Raw genomic sequence first — 21,720 nt, 5'->3', positions numbered from 1 at the left:
TCACCGCCCCTCGATCGAGACGTGCTCTTCGCCATCGACCTCGGCGAGGCGCACGTAGACGCGCTCGTCGCGCGCGCTCGGCAGGTTCTTGCCGACGAAGTCGGGGCGGATCGGCAGCTCGCGGTGACCGCGATCGATGAGCGTCGCGAGGCGGACGATGGCGGGACGCCCGATGTCCTGCAGGGCGTCGAGGGCGGCACGGATGCTGCGCCCCGAGAACAGCACGTCGTCGACGAGCACGACGACCTTGCCGTCGATGCCGCCGGGCGGGATCTGCGTCGGCTGCGGGGCGCGCGTGGGGTTGCGGTGCAGATCGTCGCGGTACATCGTGACGTCGAGCGAGCCGACCGGCACGGATTCTCTGCCGAACTCGCTCACGAGCGAGCCGATGCGTTCGGCGAGCGTGACGCCGCGGGTGGGGATGCCGAGTATGACGAGGTTCTCGGGGCCCTTGTTGGACTCGAGGATCTCGTGCGAGATCCGAGTCAGCGCCCGGGCGATGTCGGCCTCGTGCAGCACGGTGCGCGTGCTCATCCGCCGCTCCCTTCTCCGCCTCACGGGACGGGGTTAAAGGTTGCTGTCGTGGCTCCCACCCTACCCGACGCGCGGCGCACTCACGGTGCGCGCTTGACACCTAGTGACGCGAGGCCTAGCATCGCTAGGTATGAACGCCGAATCGCTCAAAGGCCACCTGGACCTGTTGGTGCTCGCGGTCACCTCGGCCGGCCCCATTCACGGGTACGGGGTCATCGAGCGGCTGCGCGAGCGCAGCCAGGGGTCGTTCGATCTCGCGGAGGGCACGGTCTACCCCGTGCTGCATCGCCTGGAGCGAGCGGGTCTGCTCGAGCACGAGTGGTCCGAGGCATCTGGGCGGCGCCGCAAGCTCTATCGACTCACACCCGCCGGCCAAGCCCGCCTCGTCGAACAGCGCGCCGGCTGGCGCGAATTCGTCGACGCCGTCGAATCCGTACTCAGGAGGAACCCATGGCCGCAGACGGCCTGATCGACCAGTACCTGACCGCCCTCGGCAAGCGCGTGCGATCCCGCAGCGACCGCCACGACCTCCTCGACGAAGTGCGTGACCACCTGCTGTCGGCGGTCGAGCGGCTGGAAGCCCTCGGCGTCGACTCTCCCACCGCCGAGCGCCGGGCGCTCACGCGATTCGGCCAGCCGAAGCTCGTCGCAGCCCTCATCACCGAAGTCCCTTCGAAAGGAAACCTCATGTCGCTGTTCCTCGCCCGCCACCTCCCCGCGATGTCGGTCGCGGCCGCCGTCACGTGGCTCGTCGCCGTGGCCGTCGCCGTCTACGGTCAGACCGACCTGCTCGCGACGTGGACGCCGGAGGCGTACATCGTCTCGTCGGCAGTGATCGCGGTCGCCTGCGTCCTCACGGCTTCCGTCCTCGTCGGGCTCAACGTGCGGGCGACCGGCGAGCTCGACACGACGACGATCCTGATCGCTCTCATCGGCATCATGTCCGCCGTCGCCGCTCTCCTCCTGTCGTGGTTCATCGCCCTCTGGCTGCCGCTGCTCGCGATCGCCGTGATCTGGACGATGGTGCGCGCCTGGACGATGCACGCCGGCTCGCGTCCGTTCGCGGTCGTCATGCTGGTGACGATGCCGCTGCTCGCCGCCGCCGCGATCGTCACGACCGTGATCGGTCAGGCGACGCGCCTCGACAACGCCGTCGCGAGCTGGATCGTGTTCGCGGGTCTCGCGGCCGTGCTGGCCGCGACACTCGTCGACGTCGCGGTGCGTCTCGGCCGACGTGCGACCCATGCGAGGGTCAGCGTCGCGGGCTGACACCCGCATCGCGAAAGAGGCCGGCGTCTCGGGGGCGCCGGCCTTCTCGCGTCCGGGCTCAGGCTGCCGGCTGCGTGGCGTCGCGGTGCAGATCGTCCTCCACCTGGGTCGCGCGGATAGGGTGCCCCTGCGTCGTGAGGCAGCGGCCCGATGCGAGGTCCCACTTCCAGTCGTGGAGGCTGCACGTGAGCACGCCGTCCTCGATCTTGCCGGTCTTCGTCAGATCGGCGCGCAGATGCGGGCAGCGGCGCTGCACGATCCAGTCGCCCAACTGGGCGTCCTCGGACGTGTCGGACTGCTCCGCATACCAGTTCTCGACGTACTCGATGCGGTCGCGCGAGAGGCACTTGAGGAACGTGTAGATGAACTCGTTGAACTTGCCCTTGCGCCCCGCCTGGAACTGCATCGACAGGAAGATCGAGTTCGACCAGTCGATCTCGTGGTCGCGGATGTTCGTCGATACGAGGTCGGCCGGGATCGTGTACCAGAACTCGACGTCTTCGCCGTCGTACTCGCGCAGCTTCGCCTTCGGGAAGTCGGCGACCATGTCGAGCTCGCCGATCGTGAAGCGCACCGGCCCGCCGACGCCGTTGCGGATCGTGCGCGCGCGGCGCAGGAGCGGCTCCCACCACTCCTTGAGCGCCGCGAGCATCTCGTCGGGTGGCAGCACCGCGGCACGCGACGCCTCTTCGGCGCGGATCTCGTCCTGGCGCGTGTCGCGCTGCTCGGCGAGGTACGACCACTTGTCGCCGAAGATGCGCTCGATCTCGGCATCCGTGTAGAGGGTCTGCGTGACCTCGATCTCGCCGTTGTTCAGGTCGACCTGCGTGCCGGGCAGGAACAGGTAGCCCTTCTGCTCGGGGCGGAGCTCCGCCATGTGCTCCAGGAACTGGCGCTGATCGGTGAAGATCGCGTCGTCGTCGAGGCCGTAGCCGTTGTAGCGGAACAGCTCTTCGCGCAGGAACATCGGCGGGCCCGCCATCGGGAAGACGTGCTCGGCGTCGATCTTCTCGATGTAGTACATCGCGCGCTTGTTCTGCGCCTCGCGCTTGAGACGCGCGAAGTTCTGCTTGGCGTCCTGCGGCAGGTCGTAGACCATCGGCCACCAGATCGCGCCCGACACCTGCGTGAAGTACGCCTCGGGCTTCGAGAACGACATGAGCTTCTCGAGGTCGAGCGGGTGCGAGTCGTTCTGGTTCAGGATGCTCGCGGTGCCGTCGTCGACGCTGAGCGACGAGTCGCCGATCGGGCCGTCGCTCGGTGCGCGCAGCGGCGTCACCATGACCTTGAGCGGGCCGAACTCGAGCGGCACGCCCGCCTGGGTGTAGACGATGTTGTCGTAGCCGAGCTTGCGCAGGTCGGTCTCGAGGTCGTCCGTCGGATACTCCGGCAGGAGCACCTTGATGTCCTTCGGCACGTGGCGCTCCATGAGCGCCGGGTCGAAGTGGTCGCGGTGCCGGTGCGAGATGTAGAGGAAGTCCGCCTTGCCGAAGCGCTCCCAGTCGAGCGCCCGGTTGTCGGGGAACGGGAACCACGAGCCGAAGAACGTCGGCCCGACGACGGGGTCGCAGAGGATGCTCCCGCCTGCCGTCTCGATGAACATGCCGGCATGGCCGAGGCCCGTGATGCGCATGGAAATCCTTCCGATCGACGCACACCGATTGTAGGCGAGGTCGCATCGGGGCCTCGGACGGACGGCCGTGGAAATGCGGATCCCGCGGGTCAGTCGGCCTCGAAGAGCCCCCGGATGTCGTCGGCCGAGAGAGCGCGCCCGAACAGCGCGTCGTCGTCCATGACCGCGTGGAACAGCCTCGCCTTCCGCTGCTGGAGCGCCATGACCTTCTCCTCGATCGTTCCCGCCGCGATCAGCCGATACACGTTCACCGGGCGCTCCTGCCCGATGCGGTGGGTACGGTCGACGGCCTGCGCCTCGGCGGCGGGGTTCCACCACGGGTCGAGAATGAACACGTAGTCCGCCTCGGTGAGGGTCAGGCCGAAGCCGCCGGCCCTGAGGCTGATGAGGAACACGGGCGCCTCTCCCGTGCGGAAGCTCGCGATCGCCCCGTCGCGATCGTGCGTCGACCCGTCGAGATAGGCGTGACGGATGCCGCGCTCCTCCAGCCGCTCGGCGACGAGCCCCAGGAACGACGTGAACTGGCTGAACACGAGCGCCCGGTGGCCCTCCGCGAGCACCTCGTCGAGCTGCTCGAACAGCGCGGTGAGCTTGCTCGGCTCGATGTGCGCGTACTCCGGGTCGATGAGCTCGGGCGCGAGGCTGAGCATCCGCAGGAGCGTCAGCGACCGGAACACGATGAAGCGGTTGCGGTCGAGATCTTCGAGAAGGCCCAGCACCTTCTGCCGCTCGCGCTGCAGCACGGTGTCGTACAGCGCGCGGTGCGCGGGCCCGAGCTCGACCGTGACCTCCTGCTCCTGCTTCGGCGGCAGGTCGGCGGCGACGAGCTCCTTCGTGCGCCGCAGCACGAGAGGACGGATGCGGCGCCGCAGGCGCGCGAGGCGCCCGGCGCGGTACGCGCCGCCCTCCTGGTTCTCGGGCACCTTGCCCTGCTCGATCGGGCCGATGTACTCCTCGCGGAAGCGCCGCGCCGACGGGAAGAGGCCCGGCGCGGCGAGGGCGAGGAGCGACCACAGCTCGCTCAGGCTGTTCTCGAGCGGTGTGCCGGTGACGGCGTACACGACGTCGGCGCGCAGCGCCGCCACCGCCTGGTGGGTCTTGGTGGCCCGGTTCTTCACGAACTGCGCCTCGTCGAGAATGAGTCCCGCCCACTCGACGCCGGCGAACGCTGATTCGTCGAGGCGCAGGCGCGTGTAGGACGTGACGACGAGATCGGCGGATGCCGCGGCCCGCGCGACGGTCGTGGCATCCGTTCGGCGTCCCTGAACACCCCGCCCGCCGTCGAGCACGGTCACGCGCAGTTCGGGCGTGAAGCGCGCCGCCTCGGTGCGCCACGTCGACACGACCGAGGTGGGAGCGACGACGAGGAAGGGGCGCCGCTCGCCCGCGTCGCGCGTGTGCGCGATGAGCGCGAGCAGCTGCAGCGTCTTGCCGAGCCCCATGTCGTCGGCGAGGATGCCGCCCAGCCGGTGCCGCCAGAGGAACGCGAGCCAGTCGTACCCCGTGCGCTGGTAGGGACGCAGGTCTGCGCGAAGCCCGCGCGGCAGCGGCGTCTCGGGCACGCCCTCGGCATCGCGAAGGCCCTCGGCGATCGCGCGCCACGAGACCGCGGGTTCGGACTGGTCGGCGAGGTCCTCGAAGTCAGCCCACAAGGTGGTCTGGTAGCGGCTGAGGCGTGGGCCGGTCTCCCATTCGTCGAGCTCGCCCGCCTCCTCGATGAGCTCGCGCAGCCGCATCAGCGACGGATGCGACAGCGAGAAGTACGCTCCGTCGCTCAGGAGCATCTTGCGGCGGCCTCGCGACAGCGCGATGAAGAGCTTGCCGAAGGGGATGCGCCGCCCGTCGATGGTGACGACGACGCCGAGGTCGAACCAGTCCGGATCGGGTGACTCGACCGTCGTGATCTCGATGCGCGGATCGCCGGTCAGCTCGCGATACCGCGGCCGCTCCCCCGTTACCTCGACCACAACCCCGTCGAGCGCCTCCAGGCGCGGAAGCACGCGCGATGCGAACTCCGCCGCGTCGAGGCCGGTCAGCACCGCGGTGGGAGCCCATTCGACGGGCGACTCCTCTTTCCAGACCTCTTCGACGCGGTCGCGGATCGCCTCTTCGGCATCGGGGTCGCGGTCGGTGGTGTCGAACGCGTGGAAGGAGGCGTCCTCGCGACCGGGGTACCGCCACGAATGCGAATACTCCAGCCGGTGCGACGGCGAGAACCGCACGGCGATGACGAGCGTCGGGCGATCGGGCGAGGGGATCTCGATGCCCGGCGCCCGCACCGTCACATGGCGCGACATCGGTGCGAGGTGCTCGGCGATGAACTCCTCGGCGTCCGGCTGGGGAACCTCGACCGGACCGGCTGCGGTGAGCAGCGCCCGCACGGCGTCGGGCACCGCCGCGCGCGCGAGGTCGATCCGGAGGCGCTCGCCCGTCACCTCGAACCGGTAGACGCCGCCCGTGCCGATGGGTCGGACGGCCGTGGCATCCGCCTCCGCTCCCCCGATGACGACGTCGGGCGCGACGATGAGCGCGCCCGACCTTCGCGACACGCGCACCGACACGGATGCCTCGCCCACCAGCTCGACCGTCTGGTGCCGTTTCGTGGCGATGATCGGGATGCCGAGCCGAGCAGCCTTCTCGAGATGGGGCCACAGCAGCGACGATGTGATGTCGTCGAGCGTCAGCCACTCGGCGACGTCGGAGAACGTGCCGTACGTGCGCAGGTCGCGCCCGATGCTGTGCAGCTCGGTGAACCAGCGCGCCTGCGCCGGGTCGTAGCGGTTACCCGGGCGCCGCACCTCATCCCATGACGCGTCGCCCTTGATCCACGCGTCGTCGCGCGCACCGCGCTCGAGCGGACGCAGCCCGACCAGCACGTCGGTGCCGTGCGCGTGCAGGCTGCGCGCCGTCGCGGTCTCGACCTTCACGGGCGACCAGGACGAACCGTCACGGCGCACGCGCTGGCGCAGCTCGACACCGAGGGCGAGCGCCGTAGCCGCACCTGCCGTCGCCGAGACGGATGCCGCGAACAGCCGCCGCCAGTCGGAGGACGCCGGTGCGGCCCCGGGCGCGGGGATGCCGGCGCGCGCGGCGTCGTCGAAGGGCGGGGTCACGGGATCCATCCTGGTCCCCCGCTCCGACAGAGCCGCCTCGACGTCAGCCGGCTCGCGCGATGCGTGCGAGCACGCCGTGCACGAACGCGCCCGACTCGTCGGTCGAGAACTCCTTTGCGAGTTCGACGGCCTCGTCGATCGCGACCGCCGTCGGGACCTCGTCGTTGTAGACGATTTCCCACACACCGATCCGCAGCAGGGCGCGGTCGACCGCGGGCATGCGCGCGAGCGACCAGTCCTTCGCGTACGTCGTGATGAGCTCGTCGATCTCGGCCTGGTTGTCGATCACGCCGTCGACGATCTCGCGCGCGTAGAGCCACGACGCCTCGCGTGCGGGCTCGTTCGCGGCGCGCTTCGCCTCGGCGGCCAACACGGTCGGCAGGGCGTCGCCGCGGACGTCGCTCTGGAAGAGGATGTCGAGTGCGCGCTTGCGCGCCTTCGTTCGTGCGCTCATCGCGCGGCGTCAGTTGACGCGGCCGAGGTACTCGCCCGTACGGGTGTCGACCTTGACCTTGGTGCCCGTCTCGAGGAACAGCGGGACCTGGATCTCGTAGCCGGTCTCGACCGTCGCGGGCTTGGTGCCCGCCGATGAGCGGTCGCCCTGCAGACCGGGCTCGGTGTAGGTGATCTCGAGCACGACGGAGGCCGGGAGGTCGATGTAGAGCGGGTTGCCGTTGTTGAGGGCGATCGTCACCTGCTGGTTCTCGAGCAGGAAGTTCTTCGCGTCGCCGACGGTCGCCGCGGGCACCGACAGCTGGTCGTAGTCGGTCGTGTCCATGAACACGAAGCTGTCGCCGTCGTTGTAGAGGTACGTGAAGTCGCGGCGGTCGACGTTCTCGATGTCGACCTTCGCGCCTGCGTTGTACGTCTTGTCGACGACCTTGCCCGTGACGACGTTCTTCAGCTTCGTGCGCACGAACGCCCCGCCCTTGCCGGGCTTGACGTGCTGGAACTCGACGACGCTCCAGAGCTGTCCGTCGATGTTGAGGACGACGCCGTTCTTGATGTCTGCGGTCGATGCCATGTGTGTGGGAAGTCCGTTCGTGTGGTGATGAGGCGACCCCGATGCGGGCCGGGACGAGAGTGGGCCGAGCGCGCCGTCAGCGGCCGACGTTCGATTCTACGGGATGGCTCGGCGGCGACACCGGAGATCAGCCGTCGGCCTGTCCGGTGATGACGTCGATGAGACGCTCGACCGCGGTCGCGTACCCGTGCACCCCTTCGCCCATGACGTGCACGAGCGCGACATCGGCGACGTACGAGTGCTGTCGGAACGGCTCGCGCTTCGAGATGTCGGAGATGTGCACCTCCGCGACGGGCAGGGCCACGCCCGAGAGCGCATCGCGGAGCACGACCGACGTGTGGGTGAGCCCGCCCGGATTGATGACGATGCCCGCGCAGTCCTCGCGTGCCGCGTGGATCGCGTCGAGGAGCACGCCCTCGTGGTTGCTCTGCACGGCACGCATCTCGAAGCCGCGCGCTCGCGCCGCATCCGCCGCGATGCGCTCGACGTCCGCGAGCGTCGCGGTGCCGTAGACCTCGGGCTCGCGCACTCCCAGCAGATTGAGGTTCGGTCCGTTCACGAGGAGCAGGCGCCGCGGAGTGGTCACGCCATCACCCTAGCGAGGGTCGGTCGGCGGCACGGCCCGAGCGTTCGGCCTGCAACGTCATCCGCAGCTCTCTTCCCGCGACGCTCTGCGTCACTTCACCCGTCTCGCGGAACCCGAACCGTCGATACGCGCCTTGCGCGCGGTGGTTGTCGACGTGCACATCGAGCGACACCGTCTGCGCGCCGTGGGCGACCGCCCACTCCACGGCCGCCTCGAGCAGGGCGTCGATGGTGCCGTCGCCCCGGTGTGTGGGGCGCACCCAGACGCCCACGACGTCAGCGCTCGGGTGCGCCACGGTGCGGTGGAGGTGATCCGTCGCGCCCGGCCGTCGCAGGAGGACCGTGAGCGACCCCACCCACTCGCCGTCGTCCTCCGCCACCAGTTGCGCACCGTCGTCGCTCTCGGCCGCCCGTGCGGTGCGGTCGCGCCAGAAGTCGTCGCTGCGGGCCTCGGCGCTCGCGCGCGTGTCGAGGAACGCGATCGGGGCGAGCGGGTCGCTCAGGGACTCCAGCCGCAGGTCGCGCACGGCTTCCCATTCGTCGACGCGGACGCGACGGATGCTCAGCATCCCGCCACCCTAGCGACGACGCACTTCGGGCGCAGGGCGGTCAGCCCGCGATCTCCTGGTACGCCGCGAACAGCAGCGACTCGTCAGGCGCCTGCAGCGTCGTGGGTTTCGCGATGTCGTCGAGCACGATGAACCGCAGCAACCCGCCGCGCGCCTTCTTGTCGCGCTGCATGGTCGCGAGCAGCTGCGGCCACGCCCCCGCCCGGTACGAAGTCGGCAGGCCGAGCAGCTCCAGGATGTCGCGGTGACGCTGGGCCGCGGCATCCGACAACCGTCCTGCGAGCCGGGACAGCTCGGCGGCGAAGACCATGCCGATCGAGATCGCCGCGCCGTGGCGCCAGCGGTAGCGCTCGGCGTGCTCGATCGCGTGGCCGAGCGTGTGGCCGTAGTTGAGCACCTCGCGCAGGCCGGCCTCACGGAGGTCCTCCCCCACGACCAGCGCCTTCATGTCGATCGCGAGCTCGACGCACCGGCGGAACGCGTCGCTGCGCGGGTCGACGACGGCCTCGGCATCCGCTTCGATCAGGTCGAGGATCTCGGGATACCAGATGAATCCGGCCTTCACGACCTCGGCGAAGCCCGCCACGAGCTCGTTGCGGCCGAGCGAGTCGAGCAGATCCAGATCGCAGATCACGGCGCGCGGCGGCCAGAACGCGCCGACGAGGTTCTTGCCCTCGGCCGTGTTGATGCCGGTCTTGCCGCCCACCGCCGCGTCGACCATGCCGAGCACGGTCGTCGGCACCTGCACGACGGCCACTCCGCGCAGCCACGTGGCCGCGACGAAGCCGGCGAGGTCGGTGACCGCGCCGCCGCCGAACCCGACGATCGCGTCGGTCCGCGTGAAGTCGGCCTGACCGAGGATCTGCCAGCAGAACGCGGCGACCTCGACGCGCTTGCCCTGCTCGGCGTCGGGGATCTCGGCGAGCAGCACCTCACGGTCGCCGAGCAGGCTCCCGCGCAGTGCCTCGGCCTGCGCGGCGAGAGTCGGCGGATGCACGATGAGCACCTTGCGGGCCGACGCGGGCAGCGCCTCGCCGAGCGTGCTCAGGATGCCGCGCCCCACGCGCACGTCGTACGGAGCCTCCCCCTGCACGGTGATGGTGGTGGGCTCGCTCATGTCTCCTCCTGGGCGGTGGCCGATCGTGCGCCGCTGCGGACCCACTCGACGATCGCGTCGACGACGTCCTGCAGCGGACCCGTCGACGTGTCGAACTCGATGTCGGCCACCTCGTCGTACAGTGGGCGCCTCTCGCGCAGGATCGCGGTCCAGCGCTCGACCGGATCCTCGGTCTGCAGCAGCGGGCGGCTCGAACCGCGGATGCGCCCCGCGACCACCTCGGGTGTCACGGTGAGCAGCACGACCCTGTGCCGCGCGAGGTCGGCTCGCGTGTTCGGGTCGAGCACCGCGCCACCGCCGAGCGACACGACGCCGCCGGTCGCGAGTGCGGCCCGGACGGCCTCGCGCTCGAGCTCGCGGAAGCGCCTCTCGCCGTGGGTCGCGAACACGGTGTCGAGGGGTCCATGCTCGCGTGCGACGGCGGCGTCGGTGTCGGTGAAAGGCAGCGCGAGCGCCTTCGCCACGCGCCGCCCGATGCTCGTCTTCCCGGCGCCCATCGGCCCGATGAGGACGACGGCGGATGCCGCCTCCCGCGCCACGGGCACGGGAGCGCGCTCAGCGGGCGAGGTCATGCTCGGCGAGCGGCTCCGCGTCGTCGGCGCCGAGCGACGGGTCGCTGGCTCCGGACGAGCGCAAGGTGTCGGGGATCGCCGCGAGATAGGACTCGAGGTTGCGGCGCGTTTCGGCGACCGAGTCGCCGCCGAACTTCTCGAGCACGGCCTCGGCGAGCACGATCGCGACCATCGCCTCGGCGACCACGCCGGCCGCGGGAACGGCGCACACGTCGGAGCGCTGGTGGTGGGCGGATGCCGCGTCGCCCGTCGCCACATCGACCGTGCGCAGCGCACGCGGAACCGTCGCGATCGGCTTCATGCCCGCGCGAACGCGCAACACGGTGCCCGTCGACATGCCGCCCTCGGTGCCGCCGGCGCGGTCACTCGCACGCGTGATGCCGCCGTCGGCCGAGAAGAGCTCGTCATGGGCGGCCGAGCCGCGTCGACGCGTTGTCTCGAAGCCGTCGCCGACTTCGACCCCCTTGATCGCCTGGATGCTCATGAGCGCCTGCGCGAGTCGCCCGTCGAGGCGGCGGTCCCAGTGCACGTGCGAGCCGAGTCCCGGCGGCAGACCGTACGCGAGCACCTCGACGATGCCCCCGAGCGTGTCGCCGTCCTTGCGGGCGGCGTCGACCTCGGCCACCATGCGCTCCGACGTCTCGGGGTCGAAGCACCGCAGCGGGTCGGCGTCGAGGGTGTCGACGTCATCGGGCGTCGGCAGCGCCGCGCCCTCGGGCACCCGGACCGGGCCGATCGAGAGTGTGTGGCTCACGAGGCGGATGCCGAGCTCCGACAGGAACGAGCGCGCGACGGCCCCGAGCGCGACACGAGCCGCCGTCTCGCGCGCGCTCGCGCGCTCGAGGATCGGGCGGGCCTCGTCGAACCCGTACTTCTGCATGCCCACGAGGTCGGCGTGCCCTGGCCGCGGACGCGTGAGCGCGGCGCCGCGCCCGCGCGACTTGTCGGTGAGCTCGACGGGCTCGGCGCTCATGACCTCGACCCACTTCGGCCACTCGGTGTTGCCGATGCGCAGCGCGATCGGGCTCCCGAGCGAGAAGCCGTGACGCACGCCGGCCGAGATGGTCAGCTCATCCTCTTCGAACTTCATGCGCGAGCCGCGGCCGTAGCCGAGCTTGCGGCGGGCGAGATCCGCTTGGATCGCGCTGCGAGACACCGGCACGCCGGCCGGAAGACCCTCCATGACGGCGATGAGTTCGGGGCCGTGCGATTCGCCGGCCGTGAGCACACGGAGCATTGCTCCAGTCTCCCACGCCACGAGGGGCGGTTACGCCGACGCGGATGCCTCGAACGCCGCGCGCATCGCCGCGACGACGACGTCCTCGCGCGGCAGGACCGCGTGAGGGTCGCCCAGCACGAAGACGCGCACCTGCAGCACCGCCTGGTGCAGGAGCATGCCGCTGCCGTCCCACGCCCGCTCGCCCGCGCGCTCCCACGCGGTCGCGAGCACCGTCGGCCAGTGGCCGTAGACGACGTCGAGGAGGGGGCCGCCGGATGCCGCGAGGCGGTCGGCCGTGGCATCCGGAATCTCGGCTCCGCCCGGAAGCGTCGCGATCGTGAGATCCGCGGTGCCCGTGGGATCGTCGATACGAGCCGGGGTCACACGCACGCCGATGCGCTCGCCGAGCGCCATCAGATGCTCGGCCGCCTCAGGGCGACGCGCCGCGACCTCGACCTCACGCACACCCATCGTGTCGAGCGCCATGAGCGCGGACGTCGCCGTCGCGCCCGCGCCGACGATGCGCGCACGCGCGGGGCCTGCGACGCCCTGCTCGGAGAGGAACCGCACGATCCCGCCCACGTCGGTGTTGTAACCGCGCGGGCCGCCCTCGGCGAGGAGAAGCGTGTTGACGGCACCCGTGAACTCCGCCGCGCGATCGCGGGTCTCGGCCGCGTCGAATGCGACGCCCTTGAGCGGCATCGTGAGTGACAGACCGCGCCACGGGTCGCCGAGCTGCGCGAGCCGGGATGCGAACGACGCCTCATCGACGCGCTCGCGTCCGTACTCCCAGTCGAGGTCGAGGGCACGGTAGGCGGCGCCGTGGAGCTGCGGAGAGCGGCTGTGGGCGATCGGATCGCCCCACACCGCCAGCCGGCGGCCCGTCAGCACCCCGAGTCCGGGTGGTCGCGGCACCAGGCTCGCCACTGGTCGACGGCCCGGTTGTGGTCGTTGATGTTCGATGTGAACACGGTCTCGCCCGTGTCGAGGTTGACCGTCACGAAGTAGAGCCAGTCGCCGTCGGCGGGGTGCATCGCCGCCGAGATCGCGACGTCGCCCGGGTTCGAGATCGGTCCGATCGGCAGGCCCGGGTGGACGTAGGTGTTCCACGGGTTCGGGTCGGTCAGCGCCTCCTCGGACGAACTGGCCGTGCCGTCGTGCATCTCGCCGTAGCCGTACTGCGCGGTCGAGTCCATCTGCAGGAGACCGAACGTCTCCTGGTTGTTCGGGTCGAGACGGTTCTGGATGACGCGCGACACCTTCTGCATGTCCGCTTCATAGCGGGCCTCGCGCTGGATGATCGAGGCGATCGTGAGGATGCGCTGACGCTCTTCGACGGGCACGCCCGCCTCGTCGAGCGACTGCACCGTGCGGTCGACCATGCGGGCGATCACGTCGGTGGCCGTGACCCCCGGGTCGAACGTGTACATCGCCGGGAACAGCCAACCCTCGAGGGAGTCCGCTGCGACGCCGTACGCGGACGGGTCCGCCACGGCGGCCTGGAAGTCCTCGAGCGGCATCTGGAGACTGTCGGCGAGGATCTCGATCGTCTGCTCGACCGTCTTGCCCTCGGGGACGAGAGCCGAGTTCTCGAGCTTGTTCGCCGGATCGAGGATCATGGCGAGCGCGGCCTCGGAGGTCATCTGCTTCTGCAGCTTGAACACGCCGGGCTGGAACGGCGGGTTCTGCTGCGTCTCGATGAGATACGAGTAGAACGCCTCGGGCGTCTTCGTCACGCCGGCCTCGTAGAGCTTGGGCGAGATGGACTGGCCCGTGTCACCCGAGACGATCGTGATGAGCGCCTCGCCGTTCGCCATGCCCGGTTCGTAGTCCTTCGGCTCCTCCCAGCCGAGCACCGCGCGGATCTGGCTCTCGTACGTGCTCCAGACCCACCAGCCGCCGAGCGCGACGCCGCCGAGCAGGGCGACGATCACGCCGAGCGCGATCCAGCCCCCGCTACGGCGCTTGCGCTTGTCTTTCGGAGGGGGCGGCGCGCCGATGTCGGCCGTCGAGACTTCTCCCGTGAAGAGGGCCTCGAGCCCGCCGTCCGCCTCGCCCGCGTCGGAGGGCCGTGCGGGTGCCGGCTTGGCCTGCGACTCCGGGATGATCGGGATGCTCCCCGTGCGGCTGTAGGGGAGCGCCGGCTGCGCCGCCGCCTCGCCCGAGAACGGCCACGCGCGCGCGGGGTCGTCATCGAGGGCGTCGGCGGTGGGTGCCGTCTGAGTCGAAGAGGGAGGGACGGATGCCGCGGCACCCGTCTCGAACGCCGACGTGGGCGCCTGCTGCGGTGCCGGGGGCTGCTGTGCCGGGGACACGGGCACCGCTCCGCTCGCCGCCGCCCGAGCGGCGGCTTCACGCGCAGCGGCTTCGCGCATCGCGCGTCGCGACATGGGCACACCACCCGTCTGCGTCGGAACAGCTCCCGTCTCGGGCGCACCGCTGTTCACGCCGACCGAGCCGGTCTGCGCCGGAACAGACCCGCTCTGCGGGGGCACCGAGCCCGTGTGCGCCGCCGGGACACCCCCGTTCTGCGGGGGGACGGAGCTGTTCCGCGGGCCGTCGCCGCTGTGCCCGGAGCCTTCGGACGCCGACCGCGCAAGGTGGGCTCGCGGGTCGGGCAGCTTGCCGAACAGACCCGCGAACGGATCGTCGTACGGCGAAGGCGATTGGGGCATCTTCAGGCGGGCTCCTCGGCCGGGGGTACGGGTATGCCGGGCGGTCGTCCGGTGTTCTTCTCGACATCGAGAGCCTGTTGGAGCAGGACCACCGCCGCGACCTGGTCAACAATGCTACGAGACGAACGCTGGGTTCTGCCCGAACCACGCAGCGCCGCGTGTGCCGAAACCGTGCTGAGGCGCTCGTCGACGAGGCGGACGGGCACGTCGGATGCGGCAGCCAGCGCCGCGGCGAAATCGCGCGCATCCGCGGTCGACGGCGTGTCGCCGCCGCTCAGGCTCAACGGCAGGCCGACGAGGACTTCGAGCGGCTCGTACTCCGCGATGAGCTCGCGGATCCGCGCGACGGACGCGTCCGAGCGCGCTACGGTCTCGACGGGAGTCGCGAGCAGCCCGTCGGGGTCGCATCGTGCGACGCCGATCCGCGCCCGGCCGACATCGACCCCGAGGCGGACTCCCCTGCGGAACTCGCTCATGCCGGTCGGTTCACGCCGCGTTCAGCGCGCCCTTCACGGCCGCCAGCGCGGACGGCATGGCCGCGGCATCCGTTCCGCCGCCCTGCGCGACGTCGTCGCGCCCGCCGCCCCCGCCGCCGAGAGCGGTCGCGGCCGCCTTGGCGAGCACGCCGGCCTTGGCGCCCGCGGAGCGCGCCGCCTCATTCGTCGCGACGACGACGACCGGGCGTCCGTTGAGCTCCGCGCCGAGGGCGACGACCGCCGCGTCCGATCCCAGTCGATCGCGCACCTGGAGGGCGAGGGAACGCACGTCGTCGGCCGACGACGCCGTGCCGAGCGACTCGGCGACCACACGGTGCGGGCCGACGGTCGTCGCCTTCTCGACGAGAGTGGGCAGCCGATCCGCGAGGGCCTTCGCCTCGTACGCCGCGATCTTCTTCTCAGCCGCTTTGAGGTTCGCGGTGAGCTCGGCGATGCGTGCGGGCAGCTGCTCGCGGGGCGTCTTGAGCGTCGCGGTGAGCTGCGACACGAGGGCGCGCTCGGCCGCGAGCTGCCGGAACGCGTCGAGGCCGACGAGGGCCTCGACACGGCGGTTCGACGCACCGACCGACGACTCGCCGACGAGGCTGATGAGCCCGACCTCGGCGCTCGTGGACACATGCGTGCCGGCGCAGAGCTCGCGCGACCACGGGCCGCCGATGTCGACCATGCGCACGGTGTCGCCGTACTTCTCGCCGAACAGCGCAATCGCGCCGAGGGAACGCGCCTCGTCGAGCGGCAGCACGCGCGTCGTGACCTCGAGGTTCTCGCGCACCGCGTTGTTCGCGATCTCCTCGATCTCGGTCTTCGTCTCGTCGGAGAGCGCCTGTCCCCAGCTGAAGTCGAACCGCAGGTAGCCCGCGCGGTTCAGCGAGCCCGCCTGGGTCGCCGACCGACCGAGCGTGTCGCGCAGCGCCGCGTGCACGAGGTGAGTCGCCGAGTGCGCCTGGCGCGCCGCACGCCGGTTCTCGGCGTCGACGACCGAGGTGGCCGGCTGACCGACGCCGACCTCGCCCGAGGTCACCTCGACCGTGTGGCTGATGAGGCCGGGAACCGGCTTCTGCACGTCGAGGACGTCGAGCTCGTAGCCCGGACCCACGATGATGCCCTTGTCGGCCACCTGGCCGCCGGACTCCGCGTACAGCGCGGTCTCGGCGAGGATGACCTCGGCGATCTGCCCCGTCGTGGCGCGATCGGCCGGCATGCCGTCGACGAGGATGCCGAGCACCGTCGACTCCGTCTGCAGGTCGGTGTAGCCCGTGAACACGGTCTCGCCGCGCGCACGCAGGTCTCGGTAGACGCTCGTGTCGGCGAGCTGGCGCTTGCGCGCACGCGCATCCGCCTTCGCGCGCTGACGCTGCTCCTGCATGAGCGAGTCGAATGCGGCGCGGTCCACCGTGAGGCCCGCCTCCTGCGCGATCTCGAGCGTCAGGTCGATCGGGAAGCCGTAGGTGTCGTGCAGCAGGAACGCCTCGGAGCCGGGGATCGTCGTGCCGCCGGATGCCTTCGTCTGCGCGAGCGACTCGTCGAGCAGCGCCGAGCCCGCCGCCAGCGTGCGCAGGAACGTCTCCTCCTCGGCGAGGGCGTACTGCGAGATGCGGCCCCAGTCCTCCGCGACGACCGGGTACGCCTCGGCCATCGCATCGCGCGACGCCGCGAACAGCTCCGCGAAGGTCGGCCCCTCGACGCCCAGCAGGCGCATCGAGCGGATCACGCGGCGCATGAGGCGGCGCAGGATGTAGCCGCGACCGTCGTTCGACGGCGTCACGCCGTCGGCCAGCAGCATGAGCGACGAGCGCACGTGGTCGGCGACGATGCGGAACCGCACGTCGTCGTCGTGGTCGGCGCCGTACGTGCGCCCCGACAGCTCGACCGCCTTGTCGAGGACCGGCCGCACCTGGTCGGTCTCGTACATGTTGTCGACGCCCTGCTTGATGAACGCGATGCGCTCGAGGCCCATCCCGGTGTCGATGTTCTTCGCGGGCAGCTCGCCGACCACGTCGAAGTCGTACTTCGACCGCACGTTCGTGATCTCGTACTGCATGAACACGAGGTTCCAGATCTCGACGTAGCGGTCGTCGTCGGTCGCGGGTCCTCCGTCGACGCCGTACTCCGGGCCGCGGTCGAAGAAGATCTCCGAGCAGGGGCCGGCAGGGCCCGGCAGGCCCGTGCTCCAGTAGTTCGTGTCCTTGCCGAGCCGCTGGATGCGGTCTTCGGGCAGCCCCGCGATCTCGCGCCACAGACCGTAGGCCTCGTCATCCTCTTCGTAGACGGTCACCCACAGCTCGGCGGGGTCGAATCCGAGACCGCCGTCGGCCTCGGGCATCGTGAGAAGCTCCCACGCGTAGCCGATCGCCTCCCGCTTGAAGTAGTCGCCGAACGACCAGTTGCCGAGCATCTGGAAGAAGGTGCCGTGACGCGGCGTCTTGCCGACCTCTTCGATGTCGTTCGTGCGGATGCACTTCTGGTTGTCGGCCGCGCGCGGATACGGCGGCGGCACGTCACCCGACAGATACGGGATGAACGGGACCATGCCCGCGACCGTGAACAGCAGCGCCGGGTCGTCGGTGACGAGCGACGCCGACGGCACGATCGTGTGATCCTTCTTCTCGAAATAGGCCAGGAAGCGACGGGCGATCTCGGCGGTCTTCATTCGTGGGGGTTCCTCGGGACGAGCGGATCCTGCCCCGGTACGGCGGGAGGATGCGAGTGGATCGGGTGAGCCGATGGGTCAGGCGGCGGGCTTGGGTGCGGCATCCGTGTCGCCGGAGGCTGCAGAGCCGGATGCCGCGGCGACCGCCTCGGCCGCCGCATCCGTCGCCGCCTCGGCACCGTCCGAGAAGCGCGCCTCCTGCTCGTGGTACGCCGCGCTGATGCGATCGGTGAACTCGGCGATGCGCGCGTCGATGTCGGCGAGCACCTCGCGGCCGCGGGGGTCCTTGTTGACGAAGTGCGCGAGGACGAAGCCGCCGGCCAGGCCGAGCACGAACCACACCAGGTTCTTCATGTCACCACTCCTTCGCCGCGGGCGCGGCATCGGTCCATCTTAAGCGAGAACGGCGAAGGGCGCCGGGGTGTACCCGGCGCCCTTCGCGCGAATGCTCTGGTTCGAGCGGCCTTACCGGGCCGCGTAGTACTCGACGACCAGCTGGACGTCGCACACGACCGGAACCTCGGCGCGCTTGGGGCGACGCACGAGACGGGCCTGCAGCTTGTCGAGCTCGACCTCGAGGTAGGCCGGAACCGGGGGCAGGACGTCGGCGTGACCGCCGGCGGCCGCGACCTGGAACGGCTCGAGGCTCTCGCTCTTGGGCTTGACGTGGATGAGCTGGCCCGGCTTCACGCGGAACGACGGGCGGTCGACGAGCTGGCCGTCGACGAGGATGTGACGGTGCACGACGAGCTGGCGCGCCTGCGCCATCGTGCGGGCGAAGCCCGAACGGAGCACGAGGGCGTCGAGACGCATCTCGAGCTGCTCGACGAGGTTCTCACCGGTCAGGCCGTCCTTGCGGCGGGCCTCTTCGAACTGGATGCGCAGCTGCTTCTCGCGGATGTTGTACTGCTCGCGAAGACGCTGCTTCTCGCGCAGACGGACGGCGTAGTCGCTGTCGGCCTTGCGCTTCGTGCGGCCGTGCTCGCCCGGAGCGTACGGACGCTTCTCGAGGTAGCGGGCTGCCTTCGGGGTCAGCGCGACGCCGAGCGCGCGCGACAGGCGGACCTTGCGGCGGTCCTGGGACTTCGTTGCCACGAAGTGTTCCTTCCGTTTACGCGGCCGTGTCTTTCACGGCTCGCGGACGTATCCCCCACTTCTCGCCCTGTCCGGACTGCACGCCGGGGCACGCCGGAAGGTCTTGGTCAGAGAAGGGAGATGCCCGAAAACCCGGTTTCGAGCCGATCAAGTCTATCAGAGGCGGATTCGGCGGCCGATGACGGATGCGCGTCTCGCGGCAGTCACCGGTGTCGGCCCTCGGTGCGATAGTGAGCACATGGTTCGCGGGCCTGCTCTCGGCGTCGTCCTGGCCGGCGCTCTCGCCCTCACGGGCTGTGCGGCTCCGGAGGGTGAGCTCGGTCCGCTCGGCCGAGCGGGGTGCGATCCGGCGTCGCCGACGGTGGGCATGGTCACGGAGGCCACGGCGTCGGACGGCGTGACCGCGTTCGGGCTGCTCGAGACGGCCGACCCGCGAGAGCTCGCCGCGGGCGACACGGTCCACAAGCTCGTCGTCCGTATGACGGGCTCAGGAGACGTCTCGGCCGAGGTGGTCCGGCCCGACGGCTCGACCCGAGACCTCTCCTGGGGGCCTGAATCGCATGCCTCCAGCAATTTCGACCGCCCGGGCGACGAATGGGGCATCGGGTTCGCGCTCGACGAACTCGGATGCTGGGAGATCCGCCTCGCCCGCGAGGGCGGCGACTCCGCGTCGTTCTGGTTCGCGGTGGACGAAGGGTGATCTCAGGCCGCGGGCACGAGCGACGACATCACGCGCACCACCCCCGGGCCGTACTCGTCGTCGAAGCGGTCCTGAAGCGCCCCGTCGTCGTAGACCACCGTCACGTCGACGACACCCGACATCCCGTTCTCGCCGGCCGACAGCACACCGGGAGTCGACGACACGATCTCGCTCTGGATCGCCTGCAGCTCCGCGGCCGTGCGGGTCGCCTGGGTGACGCACAGCATTCCGCCCCACACCTCGCGCAGCGCGGCCTCCGCGGCGGACGGATCGCCGGTGACCCGGACGTTCACGATCGTGAGCAGCGGGTCGTTCATCAGCATCTCCGACCCCTCGGCGGCCCCGGGCCGCGCGGCGGGGTTCGGCGACTGGTCCATCCACGCGGTCGCATAGCCGTCGAGCAGCTGCGCACGCTCGAACGTGGCGTTCATCGCCTCGAAGGTCGCCTTCGACTCGTCGAGCACGCGCCATCCGCCGTCGGGTTCCGGGCACGGCGTGGAGAAGTCGGTCACATCCACCTCGGGCCACTCGTAGTCCGCGCCGGGCTCGACCTCGATCGCGGTGAAGGCATCGGCGGCGGGGTCGTACGTGCCCGTGAGGATGAACAGCCCCCAGCGGACGCCCGCCGCCTCCTCGAACTGCCCGACGTACCGATTCCAATCCCACCCGATCATGGAGGGACCGCCGCACTGCGGCGGATACGAGGCGGCCATGGCTCCGAGGCACAGCTCGGCGCCGTCACCGTCGTCGAGCACGGTGACCGGATGCTTCGTCGTGACCAGCGCGGCCGAGTCCGCGTCCGGGCCTCCACCCGGCGGGACCGCGTCGTCCCGTGGGGTCGCGCACCCGGCCAGCACCACAGCGGCGAGGACCGCCAGCGCTCCGATCACGGCGGGTCGCGGCATCCGGTTCTCTCGCATCATCGCTCTCCCTCATCGCACGCCGACGAGGCGGGTTCGCCCGCCTCATTCACCGAGTGTCGCGACCACTCGGATCGTCTCACCGTGGATTCGCGCGCCGCCGTGCGCCATCCTCGACGCATGCGCCTTCGCCTCGCCACCGTCGGAATCGCGATCTGCGGAACCCTGCTCATCACCGCGTACGCCGTGCTGGCCGCGCTCCAGATCATCGTGCTGAACCCGCTCGCGGCGGTGCCCGACGCGACACTGGACGAGATCCACGAGGAGATGACGCGCATGGGCGAGTCGCCCGGCATTCCCGTCACGATCGCGATCCTCGGGCTCGGCGTGCTCCTCGCGGGAGCGCTGCTGGTCCTGATCGCGGTGAGAGCGGATGCCACGCCCTTCGCCGCTGCGACGGCCTACCTCCTCATGCTCGTGCTCGGCGCGCCGGCATACTTCATCGCCTCTTTCGGGCCGGGAATGGCGCTCGCCGACGCGTTCCTGATCAGCGGCGCCGACTCCTCCCCGTGGGCGATCCCGCTCTACATGACGAGCGGTGCCGCACTTCTGGTGCTCCTCGCCCTCATCGTCATCGAGAGCGCGCGCTCCAGCACCGCGAGGCGGGCGCCTGCCGCGGCGTGAGGTCAGCTGCCACCGAGGATCCTCCGGATCTTCTCGAGCCGCGCCTGCACGTCGCGCTCCTGGCCGTGATTCGTGGGCTCGTAGTAGCGCTTGCCGCGAAGCTCGTCGGGAAGGTACTGCTGCGCGACCACGCCGACTTCGGAGTCGTGCGGGTACTTGTAGCCCTTGCCGTGCCCGAGGCGTTTGGCCCCCGGGTAGTGAGCGTCGCGCAAGTGGGTCGGCACGCGGCCGAATCCTCCGGCCCGCACGTCGGCGATCGCCTTGTCGAGCGCGACGTATGCGGCGTTGGACTTCGCCGTCGACGCGAGGTACACCGTCGCCTCGGCGAGCGGGATGCGCCCCTCGGGCATGCCGATGAACTGCACGGCGTCGGCGACCGCGACCGCGAGCGGAAGCGCGTGCGGGTCGGCGAGCCCGATGTCTTCGGATGCCGAGATGATGAGCCTGCGCGCGATGAACCTCGGATCCTCCCCCGCTTCGATCATGCGCGCGAGGTAGTGCAGCGCGGCGTCGACGTCGGAGCCGCGGATCGACTTGATGAACGCGCTGATGACGTCGTAGTGCTCATCGCCCTGCCGGTCGTATCGCAGGAGGGCACGATCGACCGCCTGCGCGATGTGCTCGGCCGTGATCTCGATGGGCGAGGGCGCCTCGTCGCCGTCTTCGGAGCCGTGATCGTCGGCCGCGGCGGTCTCGGCCTCCACGTCTGGAGCCGCGATCGACGCCGCGGCCTCGAGAGCGGTGAGCGCGCGGCGCGCGTCGCCGGATGCGAGTCGGATGAGCGCATCCCGCGCCCCGGGCGCGAGTTCCACGGCGCCGGCGAGTCCGCGCGGATCATCGACCGCGCGGTCGATGAGCATGCCGAGGTCGTCGTCGGTGAGCGGTTGGAGGGTGAGCAGCAACGATCGTGACAGCAGCGGCGAG

At 70.5% G+C, this 21,720-nt stretch carries 22 protein-coding genes; 4 read left to right on the top strand and 18 right to left on the bottom strand.

Translation table 11 applies throughout. The features are described 5' to 3' along the window. Complete coding sequence (gene pyrR / locus VFF97_RS03865; RefSeq protein WP_325032179.1) at positions 1 to 534, bottom strand: bifunctional pyr operon transcriptional regulator/uracil phosphoribosyltransferase PyrR; 534 nt, start codon at positions 532 to 534, stop codon at positions 1 to 3. A 130-nt stretch (positions 535 to 664) separates the two neighbouring features. Here pyrR and VFF97_RS03860 point away from each other — a divergent pair, with 130 nt between their 5' ends. After that, positions 665 to 1,003 carry a PadR family transcriptional regulator gene (locus VFF97_RS03860; RefSeq protein ID WP_325032178.1) on the top strand — a complete coding sequence of 113 codons (339 nt, stop codon included), beginning with the start codon at positions 665 to 667 and terminating at the stop codon, positions 1,001 to 1,003. After that, entirely contained in the window at positions 985 to 1,803 is an 819-nt protein-coding gene (locus VFF97_RS03855; protein ID WP_325032177.1) for a permease prefix domain 1-containing protein, read from the top strand. The genes VFF97_RS03860 and VFF97_RS03855 overlap by 19 nt, the downstream gene beginning before the upstream one ends. A 58-nt stretch (positions 1,804 to 1,861) precedes the next feature. Here the strand turns inward: VFF97_RS03855 and VFF97_RS03850 are convergent, their stop codons facing one another. From VFF97_RS03850 to rpsD, 15 genes are all read right to left on the bottom strand, one after another. Continuing rightward, positions 1,862 to 3,436 (bottom strand): Rieske 2Fe-2S domain-containing protein, encoded by a 1,575-nt coding sequence (locus tag VFF97_RS03850; protein WP_325032176.1) that lies wholly within the window; start codon positions 3,434 to 3,436, stop codon positions 1,862 to 1,864. Between the two features lie 89 nt (positions 3,437 to 3,525). Then, entirely contained in the window at positions 3,526 to 6,549 is a 3,024-nt protein-coding gene (locus VFF97_RS03845) for a DEAD/DEAH box helicase (RefSeq protein ID WP_325032175.1), read from the bottom strand. Positions 6,550 to 6,592: 43 nt separating this feature from the next. Continuing rightward, positions 6,593 to 7,003: a transcription antitermination factor NusB gene (gene nusB, locus VFF97_RS03840; protein ID WP_325032174.1), complete on the bottom strand. Its 411-nt coding sequence runs from the start codon at positions 7,001 to 7,003 to the stop codon at positions 6,593 to 6,595. A 9-nt stretch (positions 7,004 to 7,012) separates the two neighbouring features. Then, positions 7,013 to 7,573, bottom strand: coding sequence for an elongation factor P (gene efp, locus VFF97_RS03835; RefSeq protein ID WP_325032173.1), 561 nt, complete (start codon positions 7,571 to 7,573; stop codon positions 7,013 to 7,015). Between the two features lie 127 nt (positions 7,574 to 7,700). After that, positions 7,701 to 8,159 carry a type II 3-dehydroquinate dehydratase gene (gene aroQ / locus VFF97_RS03830; RefSeq protein ID WP_325032172.1) on the bottom strand — a complete coding sequence of 153 codons (459 nt, stop codon included), beginning with the start codon at positions 8,157 to 8,159 and terminating at the stop codon, positions 7,701 to 7,703. Positions 8,160 to 8,163: 4 nt separating this feature from the next. Then, positions 8,164 to 8,727, bottom strand: coding sequence for a GNAT family N-acetyltransferase (locus VFF97_RS03825; protein WP_325032171.1), 564 nt, complete (start codon positions 8,725 to 8,727; stop codon positions 8,164 to 8,166). Positions 8,728 to 8,767: 40 nt separating this feature from the next. Further along, entirely contained in the window at positions 8,768 to 9,844 is a 1,077-nt protein-coding gene (aroB, locus tag VFF97_RS03820) for a 3-dehydroquinate synthase (protein ID WP_325032170.1), read from the bottom strand. After that, positions 9,841 to 10,416 (bottom strand): shikimate kinase, encoded by a 576-nt coding sequence (locus VFF97_RS03815; RefSeq protein ID WP_325032169.1) that lies wholly within the window; start codon positions 10,414 to 10,416, stop codon positions 9,841 to 9,843. The genes aroB and VFF97_RS03815 overlap by 4 nt, the downstream gene beginning before the upstream one ends. Then, entirely contained in the window at positions 10,400 to 11,653 is a 1,254-nt protein-coding gene (aroC, locus tag VFF97_RS03810) for a chorismate synthase (protein WP_325032168.1), read from the bottom strand. The genes VFF97_RS03815 and aroC overlap by 17 nt, the downstream gene beginning before the upstream one ends. Positions 11,654 to 11,683: 30 nt before the next feature. Next, entirely contained in the window at positions 11,684 to 12,550 is an 867-nt protein-coding gene (locus VFF97_RS03805; RefSeq protein WP_325032167.1) for a shikimate dehydrogenase, read from the bottom strand. Further along, positions 12,520 to 14,310 (bottom strand): endolytic transglycosylase MltG, encoded by a 1,791-nt coding sequence (gene mltG, locus VFF97_RS03800; protein ID WP_325032166.1) that lies wholly within the window; start codon positions 14,308 to 14,310, stop codon positions 12,520 to 12,522. The genes VFF97_RS03805 and mltG overlap by 31 nt, the downstream gene beginning before the upstream one ends. 2 nt (positions 14,311 to 14,312) lie before the next feature. Continuing rightward, positions 14,313 to 14,786, bottom strand: a complete 474-nt coding sequence (gene ruvX / locus VFF97_RS03795) for a Holliday junction resolvase RuvX (protein ID WP_325032165.1) — start codon at positions 14,784 to 14,786, stop codon at positions 14,313 to 14,315. A gap of 10 nt (positions 14,787 to 14,796) precedes the next feature. Then, positions 14,797 to 17,457, bottom strand: a complete 2,661-nt coding sequence (gene alaS, locus VFF97_RS03790; RefSeq protein ID WP_325032164.1) for an alanine--tRNA ligase — start codon at positions 17,455 to 17,457, stop codon at positions 14,797 to 14,799. Between the two features lie 78 nt (positions 17,458 to 17,535). Further along, on the bottom strand, positions 17,536 to 17,811 hold the full coding sequence (locus tag VFF97_RS03785; RefSeq protein WP_325032163.1) for an ATPase: 276 nt from the start codon (positions 17,809 to 17,811) through the stop codon (positions 17,536 to 17,538). 111 nt (positions 17,812 to 17,922) lie between these two features. Next, positions 17,923 to 18,552, bottom strand: coding sequence for a 30S ribosomal protein S4 (gene rpsD, locus VFF97_RS03780; protein WP_325032162.1), 630 nt, complete (start codon positions 18,550 to 18,552; stop codon positions 17,923 to 17,925). A gap of 238 nt (positions 18,553 to 18,790) precedes the next feature. Between rpsD and VFF97_RS03775 the strand changes: the two genes are divergently transcribed. Continuing rightward, positions 18,791 to 19,252 (top strand): hypothetical protein, encoded by a 462-nt coding sequence (locus VFF97_RS03775; RefSeq protein WP_325032161.1) that lies wholly within the window; start codon positions 18,791 to 18,793, stop codon positions 19,250 to 19,252. A gap of 2 nt (positions 19,253 to 19,254) precedes the next feature. Here the strand turns inward: VFF97_RS03775 and VFF97_RS03770 are convergent, their stop codons facing one another. After that, a complete protein-coding gene (locus VFF97_RS03770; protein WP_325032160.1) occupies positions 19,255 to 20,157 on the bottom strand; it encodes a hypothetical protein in 903 nt (300 codons plus the stop codon). Positions 20,158 to 20,292: 135 nt separating this feature from the next. Between VFF97_RS03770 and VFF97_RS03765 the strand changes: the two genes are divergently transcribed. Then, the gene (locus tag VFF97_RS03765; protein ID WP_325032159.1) at positions 20,293 to 20,796 is read left to right on the top strand and encodes a hypothetical protein; all 504 of its coding nucleotides are present in this window, start codon (positions 20,293 to 20,295) and stop codon (positions 20,794 to 20,796) included. 2 nt (positions 20,797 to 20,798) lie between these two features. On the opposite strand, the gene VFF97_RS03760 is transcribed toward VFF97_RS03765, so the two are convergent. Further along, positions 20,799 to 21,720: replication-associated recombination protein A (locus tag VFF97_RS03760; protein ID WP_325032158.1), on the bottom strand; the 922-nt coding region annotated here is incomplete at its 5' end.

Source organism: Microbacterium sp., assembly GCF_035687345.1.
Taxonomy (GTDB): Bacteria; Actinomycetota; Actinomycetes; order Actinomycetales; family Microbacteriaceae; genus Microbacterium.
Note: the sequence above shows the minus strand (reverse complement) of the source record. Positions and strands in the feature narration are given on the sequence as shown.

Coding starts and splice junctions, on each gene's coding strand:
- pyrR (WP_325032179.1), bottom strand. CDS start 534: ATGAGCACGCGCACCGTGCTGCACGAGGCCGACATCGCCCGGGCGCTG.
- VFF97_RS03860 (WP_325032178.1), top strand. CDS start 665: ATGAACGCCGAATCGCTCAAAGGCCACCTGGACCTGTTGGTGCTCGCG.
- VFF97_RS03855 (WP_325032177.1), top strand. CDS start 985: ATGGCCGCAGACGGCCTGATCGACCAGTACCTGACCGCCCTCGGCAAG.
- VFF97_RS03850 (WP_325032176.1), bottom strand. CDS start 3,436: ATGCGCATCACGGGCCTCGGCCATGCCGGCATGTTCATCGAGACGGCA.
- nusB (WP_325032174.1), bottom strand. CDS start 7,003: ATGAGCGCACGAACGAAGGCGCGCAAGCGCGCACTCGACATCCTCTTC.
- efp (WP_325032173.1), bottom strand. CDS start 7,573: ATGGCATCGACCGCAGACATCAAGAACGGCGTCGTCCTCAACATCGAC.
- VFF97_RS03825 (WP_325032171.1), bottom strand. CDS start 8,727: ATGCTGAGCATCCGTCGCGTCCGCGTCGACGAATGGGAAGCCGTGCGC.
- aroB (WP_325032170.1), bottom strand. CDS start 9,844: ATGAGCGAGCCCACCACCATCACCGTGCAGGGGGAGGCTCCGTACGAC.
- VFF97_RS03815 (WP_325032169.1), bottom strand. CDS start 10,416: ATGACCTCGCCCGCTGAGCGCGCTCCCGTGCCCGTGGCGCGGGAGGCG.
- aroC (WP_325032168.1), bottom strand. CDS start 11,653: ATGCTCCGTGTGCTCACGGCCGGCGAATCGCACGGCCCCGAACTCATC.
- mltG (WP_325032166.1), bottom strand. CDS start 14,310: ATGCCCCAATCGCCTTCGCCGTACGACGATCCGTTCGCGGGTCTGTTC.
- ruvX (WP_325032165.1), bottom strand. CDS start 14,786: ATGAGCGAGTTCCGCAGGGGAGTCCGCCTCGGGGTCGATGTCGGCCGG.
- alaS (WP_325032164.1), bottom strand. CDS start 17,457: ATGAAGACCGCCGAGATCGCCCGTCGCTTCCTGGCCTATTTCGAGAAG.
- VFF97_RS03785 (WP_325032163.1), bottom strand. CDS start 17,811: ATGAAGAACCTGGTGTGGTTCGTGCTCGGCCTGGCCGGCGGCTTCGTC.
- VFF97_RS03775 (WP_325032161.1), top strand. CDS start 18,791: ATGGTTCGCGGGCCTGCTCTCGGCGTCGTCCTGGCCGGCGCTCTCGCC.
- VFF97_RS03770 (WP_325032160.1), bottom strand. CDS start 20,157: ATGCCGCGACCCGCCGTGATCGGAGCGCTGGCGGTCCTCGCCGCTGTG.
- VFF97_RS03765 (WP_325032159.1), top strand. CDS start 20,293: ATGCGCCTTCGCCTCGCCACCGTCGGAATCGCGATCTGCGGAACCCTG.